Genomic DNA, 255 nt, shown 5'->3' on the forward strand with positions numbered 1-255 from the left:
CCAGTTATTGTCAATGGGTAGATTGCCATCATCCAGATAGCGGCTTAAAGCTGGCCAACGCTTCAGAGTGTAATTGATGGCCTTGGCGGTGGGAGAACTCGATGGCACTGTCAGATAATGTTGGTTGAGCCATTCATACAGTTGTTGCATCACCGGTTGGCTGTGCTGTTGTCGGTATTCGCGGCGCTGTTCTGCTGTACCATCGGTCTTTTTCCTGAGCTCTGCTTCTATCGCATACAGTTTCTGAATCAGCTC

Annotated in this window: 1 protein-coding gene; it reads right to left on the reverse strand. The window is 49.4% G+C overall.

The genetic code is table 11. The features are described from left to right. Positions 1 to 255, reverse strand: a 255-nt coding sequence (locus JR005_RS12505; RefSeq protein WP_218665193.1) for an IS66 family transposase, incomplete at both ends; no start/stop codon positions are given.

It is taken from the genome of Acinetobacter sp. Colony158, assembly GCF_019264745.1.
GTDB lineage: Bacteria > Pseudomonadota > Gammaproteobacteria > Pseudomonadales > Moraxellaceae > Acinetobacter > Acinetobacter ursingii.